Raw genomic sequence first — 16,812 nt, 5'->3', positions numbered from 1 at the left:
GGAGCGGCGGGCGCGGCGGCGGCCGCCGGCGGCCACGCCCCGGATGCCCCGCGCGCCGACGGGGGCGCCGATCCGGAGCCGGCCACTCCGCAGGGCGAGAAGGGCCCGTTGAAGGGCAGCGGCGCCTCGGGCCCGCCGTCCGCCGGAGCGGCCGCGCCGAAGACGACCCGGGCCGACATCATCAACCGGGCCAAGCGGTGGGTGTCGGCGAAGGTCCCGTACAGCATGGAGAAGTACTGGTCGGACGGCTACCGCCAGGACTGCTCCGGCTATGTGTCGATGGCCTGGAACCTCGGCACCAACGAGTGGACGGGCAGCCTCGCCACCTACGGAACCAAGATCGCCCGCGCCGACCTCCAGCCCGGCGACATCCTCCTCTTCCACAACCCGGCCGACCCCGCCAAGGGCTCGCACGTCACGATCTTCGGCGGCTGGACCGACTACACGCGCACCCACTACATCGCCTACGAGCAGGCGCGCCCGCAGACGCGGAAGCAGTCGACACCCATGGCGTACTGGAACAACTCATCGCGTTACGTGGCGTACCGGTACAAAGGAGTCACCGGCGGCTCGCCCGGCTCCGGCTCCTCCACCGCTTTCCCCGGAGCCAAGCAGTTCGGCCCCGGCGCCAACAACAAGTACGTCACCCAGCTCGGCCAGATGCTGGTGCAGCGGGGCGGCAAGCGCTTCTACGCGGTCGGCCCCGGGCCCGTGTGGGGAACGGCGGACCAGCGGGCGACCCAGGCGTTCCAGCAGGCGCAGGGCTGGAAGGGCAAGGAGGCGGACGGCATCCCCGGCCCGGACACCTGGCGCCTGCTGACCACCGGCGCCGGACGGAACATTCCGGCCGCCGGCGCGGGCGGCAGCCCGAATACGGCCGTCGCGTTCCCCGGACGCGGCTATTTCAAGCCGGGTCAGTCCAACAGCCATGTCGACCGGCTCGGCAAACAGTTGGTGAAGAAGGGATACGGCAAGCACTACGTGTCGGGCCCCGGCCCGCTCTGGACCGAGGCCGACCGCCGCAACGTCGAGGCGTTCCAGCGGGCCCAGGGCTGGCGCGGCGGTGCGGCCGATGGTTACCCGGGGCCGGAGACCTGGCGCCGGCTCTTCGCGTGACGGACGTGACGGAAAGGAATCGGGAACCGGTGACCCCCAACAACGACCAGACCCCCCGGACGACCCCCACCCCCCACCCCCTGGACGACCACCTCCCCCCGTCGCTCTTCGCCCCACCGGGCAAGGGGAGCCCGCCCCCGCTGTTCGGCCCGATCGCGGAGAAGGCGGCACGACCGGAGGACGAGCGAGCGGTTGCGCCGGGCGGTGATCTTCCGGCGGCACCGGGCGGTGGGCTTTCGGCCGCGTCGGGCGGTGAGCGAATGTCCGCGTCGGGCGGTGAGCGAGTGCCTGCGTTGGGCGGTGAGCGAGTGCCTGCGTTGGGCGGTGAGCGCCCGTCCGCGTCAGGCGGTGGGCGAGTGCCTGCGTTGGGCGGTGAGCGAGTGCTCGCGCCGGGCGGTGAGGCCCCGCCCGCGCCCGCGACCGCGGCTGCGCCGGCTCCGGACGCCGGGCTTCCGCCTTCGCTGATCGGCCGCGCGGACCGGGGTTCCCCGCCGCCGCTCTTCGGCGCCATCGGCGACAAGGCCACGGGGCGGGGCGATGAGCGCCCGTCCGCGTCGGGTGCCGAGCTTCCGCCCGCGCTGCGCGGCGAGCCCGCGCCGGACGGTGGGCTTCCGCCCGCGCCGGATGGTGGGCTTCCGCCCGCGCCGCGCGTCGAGCCCGAGCCTGACGCCGAATTTCCGCCCGCACGGCACGGCGAGCTCGCGCCGGATGCCGGCAAGACCCCGCCCGGTTCACCCCGGACCGTCACCCCGGAGCCCCCGAACGTGAGTCTGCACCTCGGCCCCGCCCAGGACCGGCCGACCGGGGCCTCCACCCCGGACGCCCCCACCCCCGACCACCGCCCGGACCGGCCGACCGCCGCGCCCGGTGCTCCCGCCTCCGGTGCTCCCGCGTCCGGTGCTCCTGCTTCCGCGCGCCGCGGCTCCGGTGCTCCGGCCCCCGACGCTCCAGCGTCCGCGCACCCCGCGTCCGGCGCTTCCGCTTCCGCGCGTCCCGCGTCGGGCACTTCCGCGCGCCGCGGCTCCGGCGCTCCGGCCCCCAACGCTCCAGCGTCCGCGCGTCCCGCGTCCGGCGCTTCCGCGACCGGTGCTCCGGCCCCCGCGCGTCCCGCGTCCGGTGCTCCGGCTTCCGGTGCTTCCGCTTCCGCGCGTCCCGCGTCGGGCACTTCCGCGCGCCGCGGCTCCGGTGCTCCCGCGTCCGGTGCTCCGGCACCCGCCGCTCCCGTGCCCGCGCGTCCCGCGTCCGGCGCTTCCGCCTCCGGTGCTCCGGCTTCCACACGCCCCACCCCTGGCGCCCCCACCCCCGGCTCCTCCACCCCCAGCGCCCCCGCCCGCCCCGCCCCGCTGGACGGGAACCTCCATCTCAAGCCCGTCCGGCGTTTGAGGACGGAACCCTCGGCGGAGTGGACCCCGCATCCCTCCTACGGGGCCGAGCCGGGGGCCGGAAAGGGGGCCGTCAAGAAGGCCTCGGCCGAACGGGAGGCCCAGGGCACCCCCGCCAGGGGCCCCGTGGACGACCCCGGGCCGGACACCGAGCTGGACCTCGTCCTTGACCTGGCCCCCGGCGACCGGGCCGCCTCAGCCACCTTCTCCGTGCCGGTCCCCGTACCCGCGTCCGGGACCGCGTCCGGGGCCAGGACCGGGACCGGGTCCACGACCACCACGACCGCGGCGCCCCCTCCGTACCCCGGCCGCCGCCACTCCGTCATCGCCAACGAGACCACCGCCTCCATCCCCGTACACCTCCTCTTCCGTGACGACCAGGAGCCGGCCGAAGCCGCGGCGCTGCCCGCGGCCGTCGTCGGTCGCCCCGCCGGAGGCGACCGCGCGCCCGCCACCCGGCGGCCCCCGGTGCCGCGTTCGCCGCAGACCCGGGTGCAGCCGTCGACCCGGCCCGCCCCGGTCGCCGACCCCCGGCTCGCCGAACGGCCCGGGCCCGCCCTGCCCGGCTACGCCGCCCTCCTCGTCGGCGCGGCCGGAATCGCCGGCGGACTGGCCGTCCTGTGGTGGCGCGGCGCACTGCCCGCCGCCTGGCAGAACGCCGTCGGCCTCATCCCCCGGCCCGACCTCGGCATCGGCGTCGGAGCCTGGGCCCTGCTCGCCCTCCTCGCCACCGTGGTGCTCCTCGCGCTCGGCGGCCTCGGCCGGGGCCGGGTCGGGTACGCGTGGGTGCTGACGCTGTTCGGCGACTACCGGGGCAGCGTCCGCCGCACCGGCCTCGTCTGGGTCTCGCCCCTGCTGCTGCGTCGCCGCGTCGACGTACGCCTGCGGCACTGGCGCAGCGAACCGCTGCCCGCCGTCGACGCGAACGGCACCGCGCTGCGCGTGGTCGTCCTCGTGGTGTGGCGGATCAAGGACACGGTCCGGGCCGTCCTCGGCATCGAGGACCACGAGGCGTATCTGAGCGCCCAGGTCGAGGCCGCGATGGCCCGGGTCCTCTCACAGCTGCCCGCCGACGCGTTCCACGAGGACGCCCCGAGCCTGCGCGACGCGGAGGCGGTCGGCGACGCGCTGACCCGGATGCTGAAGGCGGACTGCGAACCCGTGGGCGTGGAGGTGTACTCCGCGCAGCCGACCGGCATCGAGTACGCCCCCGAAGTCGCGGCGGCGATGCAGCGGCGGCGGATCGCCGCGATCGACTCCAAGCACCGCGACAGCGTGCTCACCTCCGTGGTGGACGCGGTCGACGACACCGTCAACCGGCTCACCACCCGCGGCATCGTCGAGCTCGACGACTACGAACGCAAGGCGCTCGTCAAGGACTTGACCGTTGCCTTCTACACCGGTCGCAGCGGGGGAGGAGACGGGGCCTGAGCACCCGGGGGAGGTTCGGCGCGGGTTCGGCGGGCCGCCGGAATATGACGCTCATTGGTCTGGACATGTTCACGCCGCGTCAATAATCTAAGACTTGGTCTAGACCGCAGCACCGCATGCACAGGCACCACACAGGTGTCGCACAGACACCATGCATACGCACACGCACCAAGCGCGCAGCAGTCGAGCAATGCTCATGGAACCTCCCCCACGTTCTAGAGGAGCGACAGCCCATGCGGAAAAAGGCAAGCGCGGCCGTGATCGGTCTGGCGATAGCGGGCGTTTCGGTGCTCGCGACCACCAGCGCGAGCAGTCACGGCTACACGGACTCCCCGATCAGCCGTCAGAAGCTCTGTGCCAACGGCACGGTGACCGGCTGCGGCAACATCCAGTGGGAGCCGCAGAGCGTCGAGGGGCCCAAGGGCTTCCCGGCGGCAGGACCGGCGGACGGCAAGATCTGCTCCGGCGGCAACGGACAGTTCGCCCAGCTGGACGACCCGCGCGGCGGCAACTGGCCCGCCACCCAGGTCACCGGCGGACAGGGCTACAACTTCCGCTGGCAGTTCACCGCCCGCCACTCCACCAGCGACTTCCGCTACTACATCACCAAGGACGGCTGGGACTCCACCAAGCCGCTCACCCGGGCCGCGCTCGAATCGCAGCCCTTCATGACCGTGCCCTACGGGAACCAGCAGCCGCCGGCCACGCTGACCCACCAGGGCACGATCCCCACCCAGAAGAGCGGCAAGCACATCATCCTCGCCGTGTGGAACGTCGCGGACACCACCAACGCGTTCTACGCCTGCTCCGACGTTAAGTTCTGACGCTTCATCAGTTATCGTGCGGCGCCATGAGGAGTACCGGCACCGTCGCGGAGCTCGTACGACGTCAATGGGGTGACCACCGGCCCGCCCTGAAGCACGGCCCCACCGTGCTCACTCATCACCAGGTGGTCGAGGGCGCCGCCGCACGGGCGGCGCTCCTCGCGGATCTGCTGCCGCGCGGCAGCGAACCGCACCTCGGCGTACTGCTCGACAACACCCCTGAGTTCCCGCTGTGGCTCAGCGCGGCGGCCCTGGCCGGGGCCGCCGTCGCGGGAATCAACCCGACCCGGCGCGGCCCCGAGCTGGCCCGCGACATCCTGCACACCGAGGCCCCGGTCCTGATCACCGAGCGCGCCCATCTGCCGCTCCTCGCGGACCTGGAGCTGCCGGGCGTACGGGTCCTGATCACCGACACCGAGGCGTACGCCGCCCTGCTCGCCCCGTACGCGGGCGCACGCCCCGGCGACGCCGTCGTCGCCCCGGTCGGCCCCGACCGCCGCATGCTCCTCTACTTCACCTCCGGCTCCACCGGCGCGCCCAAGGCCGCGATCTGCACCCAGGGCCGGCTCGCCGGGGCGGGAGCCTCCCTCGCCGGGCATTTCGACGTACGGCCCTCCGACACCCACTACATCTGCATGCCGATGTTCCACGGCAACGCGGTCCTCGCCGACTGGGCCCCGGCGCTGGCCGCCGGAGCCGCCATAGCGCTGCGCCCCCGCTTCTCCGCCTCCGCCTTCCTCGACGACGTACGCGGCTACGGGGCGACGTACTTCACCTACGTGGGGCGCGCCGTGCAATACCTGCTGGCCACCCCCGAGCGACCCGACGACCGGGACCACCCGCTGCGCCTGGGCTTCGGCACCGAGGCGGGCGCGGTGGACGCGGCCCGGTTCCGGGAGCGGTTCGGCGTGCGGCTGGTGGAGGGGTACGGCTCCTCCGAGGGCGGCGCGGCCGTCCAGCACGCCCCCGGCACCCCGGCGGGCGCGATCGGGCGGGCCGCCCCGGGCGACGACCTCGCCGTCGTCGACCCGGACACCGGCGAGGAGCGGGCCCCGGCCCGCTTCGGCCCGGGCGGGCGGCTGCTCAACGGCGACGAGGCGATCGGCGAGCTGGTCAACCGGGGCCCGACGCCCTTCGAGGGCTACTGGCGCAATCCGCAGGCGGACGCGGAACGGGCCCGGCGCGGCTGGTACTGGACCGGCGACCTCTTCTACCGCGACGCGGAAGGCTTCCTCTACTTCGCGGGCCGCACCGACGACCGGCTCCGCGTCGACAGCGAGAACCTGGCCGCGGCGACGATCGAAAACATCCTGGCCCGCTGGGAGGAGGCGACCGCCGCCGCCGTCTACGCCGTCCCGGACCCGGTCACCGGTGATCAGGTGATGGCCGCCCTGACGCTCCGGGCGGGCGCGGCCTTCGACCCGGCCGCCTTCGCCGCGTTCCTGCGCGCACAGCCGGACCTGGGGACGAAGATGGCCCCGCGCTTCGTCCGGATCCTCGACCGGATGCCGGTCACCGCGACGAACAAGATCCACCGGGTGGCGTTGCGCCGGGCGGGCTTCCGCTGCCCGGACCCGGTCTGGTGGGACCGCGACGGCGACTGGGCCTACGTACCCCTGGACGACGAGGGGCTCGCGGCCCTGCTGGAACGGTACGAGGAGCACGGCCGGGCGGTGTGAGCGGTGCGGCCGGTGGCAGCGGGAAAAGCGAAGTGGCGGCCTTCGTGAAGAAGACCGCCACTCCGTGTCGTGCGCCGTCAGGGACTCGAACCCCGGACCCGCTGATTAAGAGTCAGCTGCTCTAACCAACTGAGCTAACGGCGCCTGCTGACTCGAAAATAATACCTGGTCCGGAAGGGTGCTGATGACACCCGGCCCGGGAGGCCCCGCTAGCCCGCTCCGCCGCCTCCGGGCCCGCCCACCGCGTCCGGGATCAGCGGCCCGATCCAGGCGGCGAACGGCTCCCGCAGCTCCTGGCCCGCCGACCGGACGAGCTCGTTCGGATCCTCGGCGGCCTCCAGACCGAAGCGCTCGCGCAGCCAGGCCCGGAACGCGGGGTTCTCCGGGCAGGGGGCGTACCCGTCCCCGTCGCCCCCGTCCTGCTCCTCGTCCTCGCGCTCGTCGTAGTAGTCCAGGCTGTCCCAGTCGCACATCGGGGACCACCCGGAGGCGAGGACGCGCAGCAGCTCGGGCAGATCGCGGGCCACGACATGGACGCCTCCCTCGTCCCCGAGGAGCAGCACCGGCAGCGTGGCGAGGTCGGCGCGGTCGTCCAGCAGCCAGATCGCGTAGGTCGAGCCGGAGCCGGTGGCCTGGGCGAAGGGCCGGATCCGGTCGGAGAGCTGTGGGTAGCCGCCGTCGTCCTCGCCGAAGGCGATCAGCTCGAAGCCGGGTGCGAAGTAGTCCTCGACGCCGTCCTCGAACTCCTTGAGGAGGTTCAGCGCGGGTATCGGTGCGTACATGGCGGTGACGTTACCGCCGACGGTCACGGGCGCCCAGCGGCTACAGCGCGAGCGACAGCAGCACCGGAGCCGCCCGGCGGCTCAGCGTCTCGGCCGCCGACTTCAGCCGGTGCGCGTCCTCGATCGGCAGCGACAGGGCGAGGCAGCCCGCGGCGGAGCCGGCCGTCAGCGGCACGGCCGCGCAGACGGTGCCCACCGCGTACTCCTGGAGGTCCAGCACCGGGACCGTGGCGGACTGGGCGTCCAGCTGGGAGAAGAGGATCTTCTCGTTGGTGATCGTCCGCGACGTGAGCCGGGCCGTCCGGTGCCGGGAGATGTGGTCGCGCCGGCCGTCGTGGTCCAGCTGGGCCAGCAGGCACTTGCCGACCGCGCTGGCGTGCGCGGAGGAGCGGAAGTCCACCCACTCGTTGACCGCCGGGGTGAGCGGGCCGTCCGCGACCTGGGTCACGCTGACCTCGCCGTCGACATAGTGGCTGAGGTAGACCGCCGCGCCGACGGAGTCGCGCAGCTCGTCCAGGCTGAGCCGGAGGCGGTCCTCCAGGGCCTGGCGGCGGGAGGCCCCGGAGCCGAGCAGCAGCAGCGAGGCGCCGATGACGTACGCGCCGTCGCTGACCTGCTCCACATAGCCCTCACGGCGCAGGGTGAGAAGCAGGGAGGCGAGGTGGCCGGTGGGCAGCCCCGTCTCGCGGGAGATCTGGGCATCGGTCACGCCGTCGCCGTGCTTGGAGACCGTTTCGAGCACGCGCAGGGCGTACTGCACCGAGTGGAACGGTGCGGTCGGCTCGGGCTTCAACGCCACGGTGTCCCCCTACCAGGTTGTGACCGCAAGCTTTCGCCCCACGATAGCCGCCGGAACGCCCGCACGGGGCGGCAGTTGACGAGTCAGTAGGCGCGCCCCATGGCTGTCATCTGGGGCGCACCCGCCTGGCATATGCCACCGTCATGGGCGGTGGTTCAACTGCGAGGTCACAGCACCGCGTTGAGGAACTCGCGCGTACGTTCGTGCGACGGATCGGAGAAGATTTTTTCCGGGGATCCGGACTCCACGACCCGTCCCGCGTCGAACATCAGCACCTTCTCCGAGACGTCCCGGGCGAAACTCATCTCGTGGGTCACGCAGAGCATGGTGATGTCGGTGTTCCGGGCGATGTCCTCCAGCAGCTCCAGCACGCCCGCCACCAGCTCCGGGTCGAGCGCCGATGTCACCTCGTCCAGCAGCAGGATCTCCGGTTCCATGGCCAGGGCGCGGGCGATGGCGACCCGCTGCTGCTGGCCGCCGGAGAGCTGGGAGGGGTGGGCGTCGACCTTCGCGGAGAGCCCGACCAGGTCCAGCAGTTCCCGGGCCCGGGTCTCCGCCTCCTCGCGGCTCTTGCCGAGCACGCTGACCGGGGCCTCGGTGATGTTCTCGATCACCTTCATGTTCGGGAAGAGGTTGAACTGCTGGAACACCATCCCGATCTTCTTCCGGGACTCGCGCAGCTGCTTCTCGCCCGCGGGCTTCAGCGAACCGTCCGGGGTGCGGACGTGGGTCAGCGGTGAGCCGTCGACCCAGATCACCCCGTCGCTGACCTTCTCCAGCGTCATCAGCAGCCGCAGGATCGTGGTCTTGCCCGAGCCGCTGGGCCCGATCAGGGTGACGTGCTCGCCGCGGTCCACGGTGAAGTCCAGCTCGTCCAGGACCACATGGTCGCCGTAGCGCTTGACCACCTTGTCGAAGCGCACCAGCGGCTCGCCCGTGCGCGCGGCTGCCGGGACGGCGTCCTCGGGAGCTCCGGCCGGCCCCGGCGACTCCGTCTTCTTCAGGGGGAGGGGTTCAGTGGCCAAGGCGCTTCTCCAGCTTTCTCATCAACAGCGACGTGGGGTAGCTCGCGACCAGGAAGATCAGGCCCGCGAGGGTGAACACCTCGGTGTACGCGAAGTGTTCGGCCCCGTAGTACCGGGCCTCGAAGACCATCTCCTGCACTGTGATCACGGCGAGGAACGGCGTCTCCTTGAACATCGAGATCGCGTAGTTCCCGAGTGCGGGCAGCACATTGCGCACCGCCTGCGGCAGGATCACGGCCTGCCAGGTGCGCCGGGGCGACAGCGACAGCGCGCGGCACGCCTCCCACTGCCCCTTCGGTACCCCGTCGATCCCGGCCCGGTAGACCTCGGAGGTGTACGCGGCGTAGTGGACGCCCAGCACGGTGATGCCGATGTACAGCGGCTCCACCGTGTTGAACAGGGCTGCTGCGCCGACCAGTTGGACCAGCAGCGGGGTGGAGCGGACGAACTCCATGACGAGGCGCACCGGCACCGTCACGAATCTGCTGGGCGCGCGTCCGGCCACCGCGACGGCCAGCCCCAGCACGGCCGCCACCAGGGTGCCGAGCACGGTGGCGAGCAGGGTGATCCGGAACCCCTCCAGCAGGAGCGGCAGGGACTCGCCGACGGCGTCCCAGTCGAAGCCGTCGTTCATCGGGTACCTCCCACGGCGGCGGTGGACGCGCTGCGGCTCTTGAACAGGCTCTTCGCGCCGGTGTCCAGGCCGAGCCGCCGCTTGGCGCTCCGCTCCAGCAGATTCATCAGCATCGTCAGCGCGTACGCCAGGACGAAGTAGGCGGCCAGCAGGGTCAGATAGGCGGTGAGGGTCTCACCGGTACGGTCGCGCAGCTGCTGGATCACCGTCATCAGATCGGCGGCGGAGATCAGCCACAGCAGCGGGGTCGCCTTCAGCAGCTGGATCAGCAGATTGGTGAAGCTCGGGATCATCTGCACCCAGGCCTGCGGCAGGATCACCTTCCACAGCCGCCTGGACGGGCTCAGGTTGAGCGCGATGGCCGCCTCGTACTGCCCGCGCGGTACGGAGTTGACGGCGCCCCGCACCACTTCGGCGCCGTACGCACCGAAGTTGAGGCCGAACGCGACCACCCCGCAGATGACCGGGGTCAGTTCGTAGCCGGTGACCAGCGGCATCGCGTAGTAGAGCCAGAACAGCTGGATGTAGAGCGAGGTGCCCCGGAAGAACTCCACGACCACCCGGGAGAACCCGCGCGCCAGGAGCAGCCGGCTGCCCGCCATCAGCCCGAGCGCGAAGGCCAGCACCCCGGCCAGCAGCGCGCCCAGGACCGTGGCCTGGAGCGTCACCCACAGACCCGAGCGGACCCGGGGGAACTCCTCGACGAGGAGGGAGAAGAAGTCACTCATGCGTGCGCGTCCGCCCCGTCAGCCCTTGCACAGATCCGCGGTCTTGAGATCGGTGGGCGGGATCTCCGTCTCCCCGAACCCGTACGGCTCCAGCAGCTGCACATAGCGCGAGCGGTCGGAGACGATCTTCTTCAGCTCGCGGTTGAAGGAGTCCCGCAGGTCCTCGTTGCCCTTGCGGAACACCGCGCCGCCCGGCGAGAACTGCTCCTTGCCGTCCAGCTGCGGCACGAACGCCTCGGTGACCTCGGTGTCCGGGTTGGTCTTCGCCAGCCAGCGCAGCGAGATGCCGGTGAGCAGGAAGGCGTCGATCCGGCCGCCCTTGACGGCGTCGGCCCCGTCCTGCGGCTTCTGCAGCGTCTTGATCTTGCCTTCGGCGATGCCCGCGCCCTTGGCGTAACTGCCCTCCACCGCACCGGACATCACACCGACGGTGATCCCCGCCTCCTTCGCGGAGGCCAGGTCGGTGACCTTCTTCGGGTTGCCCTTCTTCACCATCAGCGCGGTCGGCGAGATGAACTCCGGCTCGGAGAAGATCGCGTTGCCGCAGCGCTCCGGGGTGATGGCCATGCCCGCGCTGACCACGTCGTACTTCCCGGCCTGGAGCCCGGGGATCAGCCCGTCCCACTCGGAGAGCGTCGGCTTCAGCTCGTCCACCCCGAGCGCCTTGAAGATCTCCCGGTGCAGCGTCGGGGCCTCGCCCTTGAGCTCCTTGCCCTCCAGGTAGCCGTACGGGGCCTCGTTGGCGTACGCCACCCGTACGAAGCCCTGCTTACGGAGCTTGTCCAGGGCGCCCTCGCCGGTCGCGGAGCCGGAGTCGGTCTTGCTGCACGCGGTGAGGAGGCCGGGCACGACGAGGAGGCCGCCCACGGCCGCCGATCCGTTGAGGAAACCCCGGCGGGACAGGTTCGGGAATTCAGCCATGGTTCGCAATCTCCTGGAGGTCGAACAGTCCGGACAGGGTGAGCGCCTGCCCGATCCCGTACGTCTATGCAGGAAGCCGGGGCATGTAACCCAACAGTGGCCGGAAGGTGACCTTCCCGTGCCCGAAGAGGGGCGGAGGGCGACCAGGGGTGTGCGGGGCGTGTTCCCCCGCCACCCAGGATTCATGACAGTGCGTCAGTGCCCGGCGGTGTCCTGGGCGAGATCCGGCGACGGAACGTAACCGAGGTCCTTGTCGACCACGTTCGGCAACGGCTCGCCGCGCGACCACCGTTCGTACATCGCCACGAACCGCTCGCTCAGCCGGTCGCGCCAGCCCGCGGTGTCCCCGCCCAGGTGCGGGGTGAGCAGGAGCCCCGGGGTGTCCCACAACGGGCTTCCGGTATCCGGCGGTTCCTCCTGGAAGGTGCTGAGCGCCGCCCCCGCGAGCCAGCGGCGGTTCAGCGCGTCCACGAGATCGGCCTCGACCACCGTCGCCGCCCGCCCCGCGCAGATGAACCGCGCCGACGGCTGGAGCAGCCCGAAGAACCGGGTGTCGAACATCCCGCGCGTCGACTCCGTCAGCGGGACCGCCGCGATCACCCAGTCCGCCCGCGCCGCCAGCCGGTCCAGATCCGCCACCCCGTGGATCGTGCGCCGGGCGGTCCGGCCCACCAGCGCCACCGTGACCCCCAGGCCGTGCAGCAGCCGGGTGATCTCACGGCCGATCGGGCCCGCGCCCACGACCACCGCCCGCGATCCGGCGACCCGCTGCCCCTCCCGGTCGTGCCGGCGCTGCTGCCGCTGGAACTCCAGCGTGCCCGGGAGATCCGTGGCGAGGGCCAGCACCAGACCGGCCACGCACTCCGCGACCGGCCGTTCGAAGACGCCCCGCGCGTTGGTCAGAACGGTGTCGGATGCGACCAGCTCCGGGCAGAGCAGCCGGTCCACGCCCGCGCTCGCCGTGTGCACCCAGCGCGGCCGCGGCCCGGGCCCGGGCCATGCCTCCCGTACGGCGTCCGACGCGACGTCCCACACCAGCAGCACATCGGCGGCCGGGAGCAGCTCGGCGAGCGAGGAGTCGTCCGCGTACCGCACGTCCACCCGGCCGGTCAGCCGGCCGAGCCGCGGGGACGGTTCGGCGCCGAGGACGAGCAGGACGGGATCCGGCATGGGCGGTCGGCCCTCCGCGGTGGATGTGGATGTGGATACGGATGTGAACGATCGCCACGCTCGCAGCAGGTCACCCCCGCGTCAACGAGGCCCGGCCGCGCGCCCCGGCGCTCGCGCGGGGGAATACTGGGAACAAGTCGGGGCAAGAGTGACCGGTCGCGCGGTCACGGCCGCCGGAGCGTCCGGAGGGCCGCCGCGCCCCCGTGCCGGGGTCGTACGCCGCGTGGCGAGCCGTCGACGTACAGGAAGGGTGGACATGACGACCGTAGGACTTCTCTACCCGGGCCACGCCGCCGAGGACGACTTCCCACGGATCGAGATCCTGCTCGACACCGACATCCGGCTGCCCCTGTTCTCCACCGAGACCGGCGAGGACGCCTACCGTCCCGACGCGCTGCGCGAGCAGGGTGCGGCCGACCGGATCGCCGAAGGCGTGGAGGAACTGCGCCTCGCCGGGGCCGAGGCGCTGCTCTGGGCCTCCGACGGCGGCAGCTTCGGGCTCGGCTGGGAAGGCGCCCACGAGCAGATCGCCGCACTCGCCCGGGCGGCGGGCCTGCCCGCCTCCAGCACCGCCATCGGCTTCGGCCACGCGGTACGGGAGCTCGGCGCCGGCCGGGTCGCCGTCGCCGCGCCCTACCCCGAGGACGTCACCGGGCTCTTCGCGGAGTTCCTGGCGTCGGCGGGCGTCGAGGTGGTGGCCGCCGCGTCCGGCGGGGCCGTCTCCTCGGCCGAGGCCGGATCCTGGGCCCCGGAGCAGGTGAAGCGGCTGGCGCGGGAGGCGGACCACCCGGACGCCGAGGTGGTGCTGATCCCGGACACCTCCCTGCACACCGCCGCGTACGTCCCCGAGCTGGAGGAGCTGCTCGGCAAGCCCGTCCTCACGGCGAACCAGGTCACGGTCTGGGAGGGGCTGCGCCTCGCCGACCGCCGGACCTGGGCCCCGACGCTCGGCACCCTGTTCGCCACCCGGGAGCCGGTGCTGAGGTCGCTGGAGCCGAAGGGCATCGAGGTACGGGAGTAGCGCCGCCGCGCCCGCCCGGACCCTCCGGGAATAAAACGGAGTCGCCCTCCTGTTGTCTCTCTCCGATACGCAGACGTACGACAGCAGCACCGGGAGAGGCCGACACGTGGACGAGATCCGAGGCGACGAGACCCGCGACGACGCGAGGGGCGGCGCGGGCGACAGTGACGGGATCCGGGGCGTCGCAGCCGGAACGGCCGCCGTTCCGCTGTCCGTCCTCGACCTGGTCACCGTGGGGCAGGGCCGCACCGCGACCCAGGCCCTGCGCACCAGCGTGGACATCGCGAAGCTCACCGAGAGCCGCGGCTTCCACCGCTTCTGGGTCGCCGAGCACCACTCCATGCCCGGGGTCGCCTCGTCCTCCCCGGCCGTGATCCTGGCGCACATCGCCGCCCACACCGAGCGCATCCGGCTCGGCTCCGGCGGCGTGATGCTGCCCAACCACGCGCCGCTCGTGATCGCCGAGCAGTTCGGCACCCTGGAGGCGATGGCCCCGGGCCGGGTCGACCTCGGCCTCGGCCGGGCCCCCGGTACGGACGGCGCGACGGCGGCGGCCCTGCGCCGCAGCGACCGGCTCAACGAGGGCGCTGATGATTTCCCGCAGCAGCTCATGGAGCTGATCCGCTTCCTGGACGACGACTTCCCGGACGGGCACCCGTACGGCCGGATCCACGCCGTGCCCGGCCCGGTCCAGGCGACCGCCGCCGGTGGCGTGCAGTCCGCGCACCGGCCGCCGGTCTGGCTGCTGGGCTCCTCCGGCTTCAGCGCGCGGCTGGCCGGCACGCTCGGGCTGCCGTTCGCCTTCGCGCACCACTTCTCGGCGCAGAACACCGTTCCCGCGCTCGACCTGTACCGCGAGTCCTTCCGGCCCTCCGCCGTGCTGGACGCCCCGTACGCCCTGATCGGGGTCTCGGCGCTGGCCGCCGACGACGAGCGCGAGGCCCGTCGCCAGGTGCTGACGGGAGCGCTGTCCATGGTCCGGCTGCGCACCGGCCGCCCGGGGCTGATCCCGAGCCCGGAGGAGGCGGCGGCGTACGACTTCTCCCCGATGGAGCGGGAGTTCGTCGACGGCTGGCTCTCCAACGTCGTCCACGGCACCGCCGACGAGGTCCGTAGCGGCCTCGACGACCTGGCCAAGCGGACCGGCGCCGACGAGCTGATGATCACCGCCAACGCCCACGGCGGCGACGCCCGGCTGCGCAGCTACGACCTGATCGCGGACGCGTACGGCCTGCCCGCCGCCTAGCTGCTCCCACGGGTCCCGGGCGTCCGGGGGCGTCAGCCCTCCAGCGGCCGGGACCCGATCAGCCCGGCGATCTGCTCCGGCGCCACGGCCCGTGAGTACAGCCAGCCCTGCCCGGTGTCGCAGCCGATCCGCCGCAGCCGCTCCGCCTGCCCGGCCGTCTCCACGCACTCCGCGGTGACGGTCAGGCCCAGGCGGTGCGCCAGCTGCACCATGGCCTCCACGATCGTCTCGTCGGCCGGGCTCGGATGCGTACCGTCCTCGTACCGGAAGCCCTTCACGAACGCCCCGTCCAGCTTCAGCACCGAGACCGGCAGCCGGCTGAGGTAGGCGAGGTTGCTGTAACCCGTCCCGAAGTCGTCGATGGCGATCCGTACGCCCATGTCGCTCAGCGCCTGGAGTGCCCGCAGCGGCCGGCCGCCCGAGCCCATCACCGCCGACTCGGTCAGCTCCAGCTGGAGCAGCCCGGGATCGAGCTCCGTCTCCGCCAGGATCTGGGCCACATCGGCGACCAGGTCGGAGTCCCAGACCTGCCGTACGGCGACGTTGACGCTGATGAACAGCGGCGGCTCGTCCGGGTGGTCCAGCTGCCAGCGCCGCGCCTGCCGGCACGCGGTGCGCAGCACCCAGCGGCCGAGCTGGACGATCGAGCCGTCCTCCTCGGCGATCTGGACGAACCGATTCGGCGGCAGCACGCCGAACTGCGGATGGTTCCAGCGCACCAGCGCCTCGACCCCGCGCAGCACCCCGTCCGCCATCCCGACCAGCGGCTGGTACTCCAGCGTGAACTCGCCGCGCTCCACGGCGGGCCGGAGCGTGGAGGAGAGGGACTGCCGGGTCATGCGGTGGGCGTTGCGCTCCGGGTCGAACACGGTCCAGCGGGCCTTGCCGTCCGCCTTCGCCCAGTACAGCGTGGTGTCGGCGGCCTGCATCAGACCGGTGGGCGAGGTGCCGGCCGCGGCCCGCTCGACCACGCCGATCGACGCGGAGACCGAGAGCCGCTGCCCGGCCAGGTCGAACGGCTGCTGGAGTGCGGCGAGGACTGAGCGGGCCAGGTCGGTGAGCTCCTGCGTACCGGCCGAGTCCTCGACCAGGATCGCGAACTCGTCGCCGCCCAGGCGCGCCACCAGCCGGCTGCCGCCGGGATTGCGGGAGGCGTCGTTCTCGGCGCAGTCGGTGAGCCGGGCGGCGACGGCGGCCAGCAGCCGGTCGCCGGTCCGGTGGCCCAGGGTGTCGTTGATCGCCTTGAAGCCGTCCAGGTCCAGATAGCAGAGCCCGATCCGGCCGTGCTGCCGGGGCGGCATCGAGTCGTCCTGGTACGGCGGGGTCTCCAGGGCGGATGCGAGGCGCTCGAAGAACAGCGTCCGGTTGGGCAGCCGGGTCACCGGGTCGTGCATCTGGAGGTGGCGCAGCCGCTCCTGGAGCTCGCGCCGGTCGCTGACGTCCGCGACCGTCAGCAGCACCCGGGCGGACTCCGCCGCCGACGCCCCGGTCATCGGTACGACGGTGATCTCGGCCCACAGCGAGCGCCCGTCGGGGTGCTTGAGGCGTCGGGTGCAGCGGAACCGGGAACGGCGGCCCAGGAGGACCTCGCGGTAGGCGTGCCAGGTGCGGTCGTCGGAGGAGAGGTCGAGCAGTTCGCACGCCGGCCGCCCGGCGAGGACCGCCGCCGGAGCCCCCAGCAGCCCGCCGAGCGCCTCGTTGGCCCGCACGACCTGGCCCCGGCCGTCGACGACGCCCATGGGGAGCGTGGCGGCGTTGAAGGCGGCCCGGTAGTCGCGCAGCTCGGCTGCGGTGGGGCCGCCACCGGCCGGGGACGGGTCCGGCTCCGGGGGGTACTCCGGCTGCCGGGAGCGGTCCGCCGGGGGCGGGTCCACCGCCGTCGCATGACGCTCCGTGACCGGCGCGGAGGGCACGCCGGAGGCCGTGCCTGCCGGGGCGCTCGGCCCTTCGGAGGTTCCGCTCACCGCTCGCTCCCGCTGTGAAGGTCGTCGTGAACTGGTGGGGTCGGACTGGCCACCGGGTGGCGGTCCCGTGAAGGGACCCGTTCCACGCGG

Annotated in this window: 14 protein-coding genes and 1 tRNA gene; 6 read left to right on the top strand and 9 right to left on the bottom strand. The window is 72.8% G+C overall.

Going from position 1 to position 16,812, the window contains the following annotated elements; translation table 11 throughout:
- The 4 genes from G3I54_RS04225 to G3I54_RS04210 form a co-directional block, all read left to right on the top strand.
- Positions 1-1,116, top strand: a 1,116-nt coding sequence (locus G3I54_RS04225; RefSeq protein WP_164611224.1) for a peptidoglycan-binding protein, incomplete at its 5' end; no start/stop codon positions are given.
- Between the two features lie 356 nt (positions 1,117-1,472).
- Positions 1,473-3,929, top strand: a complete 2,457-nt coding sequence (locus G3I54_RS39260; protein WP_343240265.1) for an SPFH domain-containing protein — start codon at positions 1,473-1,475, stop codon at positions 3,927-3,929.
- A gap of 233 nt (positions 3,930-4,162) precedes the next feature.
- Positions 4,163-4,753, top strand: coding sequence for a lytic polysaccharide monooxygenase auxiliary activity family 9 protein (locus G3I54_RS04215; RefSeq protein ID WP_093445071.1), 591 nt, complete (start codon positions 4,163-4,165; stop codon positions 4,751-4,753).
- Positions 4,754-4,779: 26 nt separating this feature from the next.
- Entirely contained in the window at positions 4,780-6,432 is a 1,653-nt protein-coding gene (locus tag G3I54_RS04210) for an AMP-binding protein (RefSeq protein ID WP_164611222.1), read from the top strand.
- Between the two features lie 70 nt (positions 6,433-6,502).
- Here G3I54_RS04210 and G3I54_RS04205 read toward each other — a convergent pair.
- From G3I54_RS04205 to G3I54_RS04170, 8 genes are all read right to left on the bottom strand, one after another.
- Positions 6,503-6,576: transfer RNA gene (locus tag G3I54_RS04205), tRNA-Lys, on the bottom strand.
- Positions 6,577-6,641: 65 nt separating this feature from the next.
- Positions 6,642-7,214 carry a hypothetical protein gene (locus G3I54_RS04200; RefSeq protein ID WP_164611220.1) on the bottom strand — a complete coding sequence of 191 codons (573 nt, stop codon included), beginning with the start codon at positions 7,212-7,214 and terminating at the stop codon, positions 6,642-6,644.
- A gap of 40 nt (positions 7,215-7,254) precedes the next feature.
- Entirely contained in the window at positions 7,255-8,013 is a 759-nt protein-coding gene (locus G3I54_RS04195) for an IclR family transcriptional regulator C-terminal domain-containing protein (RefSeq protein ID WP_164611218.1), read from the bottom strand.
- 167 nt (positions 8,014-8,180) lie between these two features.
- Complete coding sequence (gene ehuA, locus G3I54_RS04190) at positions 8,181-9,038, bottom strand: ectoine/hydroxyectoine ABC transporter ATP-binding protein EhuA (RefSeq protein ID WP_164611216.1); 858 nt, start codon at positions 9,036-9,038, stop codon at positions 8,181-8,183.
- Positions 9,028-9,672 (bottom strand): ectoine/hydroxyectoine ABC transporter permease subunit EhuD, encoded by a 645-nt coding sequence (gene ehuD / locus G3I54_RS04185; RefSeq protein WP_164611214.1) that lies wholly within the window; start codon positions 9,670-9,672, stop codon positions 9,028-9,030. Before ehuD ends, ehuA begins: the two co-directional genes overlap by 11 nt.
- Positions 9,669-10,400 carry an ectoine/hydroxyectoine ABC transporter permease subunit EhuC gene (ehuC, locus tag G3I54_RS04180; protein ID WP_164611213.1) on the bottom strand — a complete coding sequence of 244 codons (732 nt, stop codon included), beginning with the start codon at positions 10,398-10,400 and terminating at the stop codon, positions 9,669-9,671. Before ehuC ends, ehuD begins: the two co-directional genes overlap by 4 nt.
- Before the next feature lie 18 nt (positions 10,401-10,418).
- A complete protein-coding gene (gene ehuB / locus G3I54_RS04175; RefSeq protein ID WP_164611211.1) occupies positions 10,419-11,321 on the bottom strand; it encodes an ectoine/hydroxyectoine ABC transporter substrate-binding protein EhuB in 903 nt (300 codons plus the stop codon).
- Between the two features lie 195 nt (positions 11,322-11,516).
- On the bottom strand, positions 11,517-12,491 hold the full coding sequence (locus G3I54_RS04170; protein WP_164611209.1) for a D-2-hydroxyacid dehydrogenase: 975 nt from the start codon (positions 12,489-12,491) through the stop codon (positions 11,517-11,519).
- A gap of 256 nt (positions 12,492-12,747) precedes the next feature.
- Between G3I54_RS04170 and G3I54_RS04165 the strand changes: the two genes are divergently transcribed.
- Together G3I54_RS04165 and G3I54_RS04160 are read left to right on the top strand one after the other, a co-directional pair.
- Entirely contained in the window at positions 12,748-13,512 is a 765-nt protein-coding gene (locus G3I54_RS04165; RefSeq protein ID WP_164611207.1) for a decarboxylase, read from the top strand.
- A gap of 106 nt (positions 13,513-13,618) precedes the next feature.
- Positions 13,619-14,758 carry an LLM class flavin-dependent oxidoreductase gene (locus G3I54_RS04160; protein WP_164611204.1) on the top strand — a complete coding sequence of 380 codons (1,140 nt, stop codon included), beginning with the start codon at positions 13,619-13,621 and terminating at the stop codon, positions 14,756-14,758.
- Positions 14,759-14,790: 32 nt separating this feature from the next.
- On the opposite strand, the gene G3I54_RS04155 is transcribed toward G3I54_RS04160, so the two are convergent.
- Complete coding sequence (locus G3I54_RS04155) at positions 14,791-16,722, bottom strand: EAL domain-containing protein (protein ID WP_164611202.1); 1,932 nt, start codon at positions 16,720-16,722, stop codon at positions 14,791-14,793.
- Positions 16,723-16,812 lie beyond the last annotated feature (90 nt).

It is taken from the genome of Streptomyces sp. SID14515 (genome assembly GCF_010548505.1).
In the GTDB taxonomy this organism is placed as follows: Bacteria; Actinomycetota; Actinomycetes; order Streptomycetales; family Streptomycetaceae; genus Streptomyces; species Streptomyces caviscabies.
This window is presented reverse-complemented; position numbering and strand designations above follow the sequence as displayed.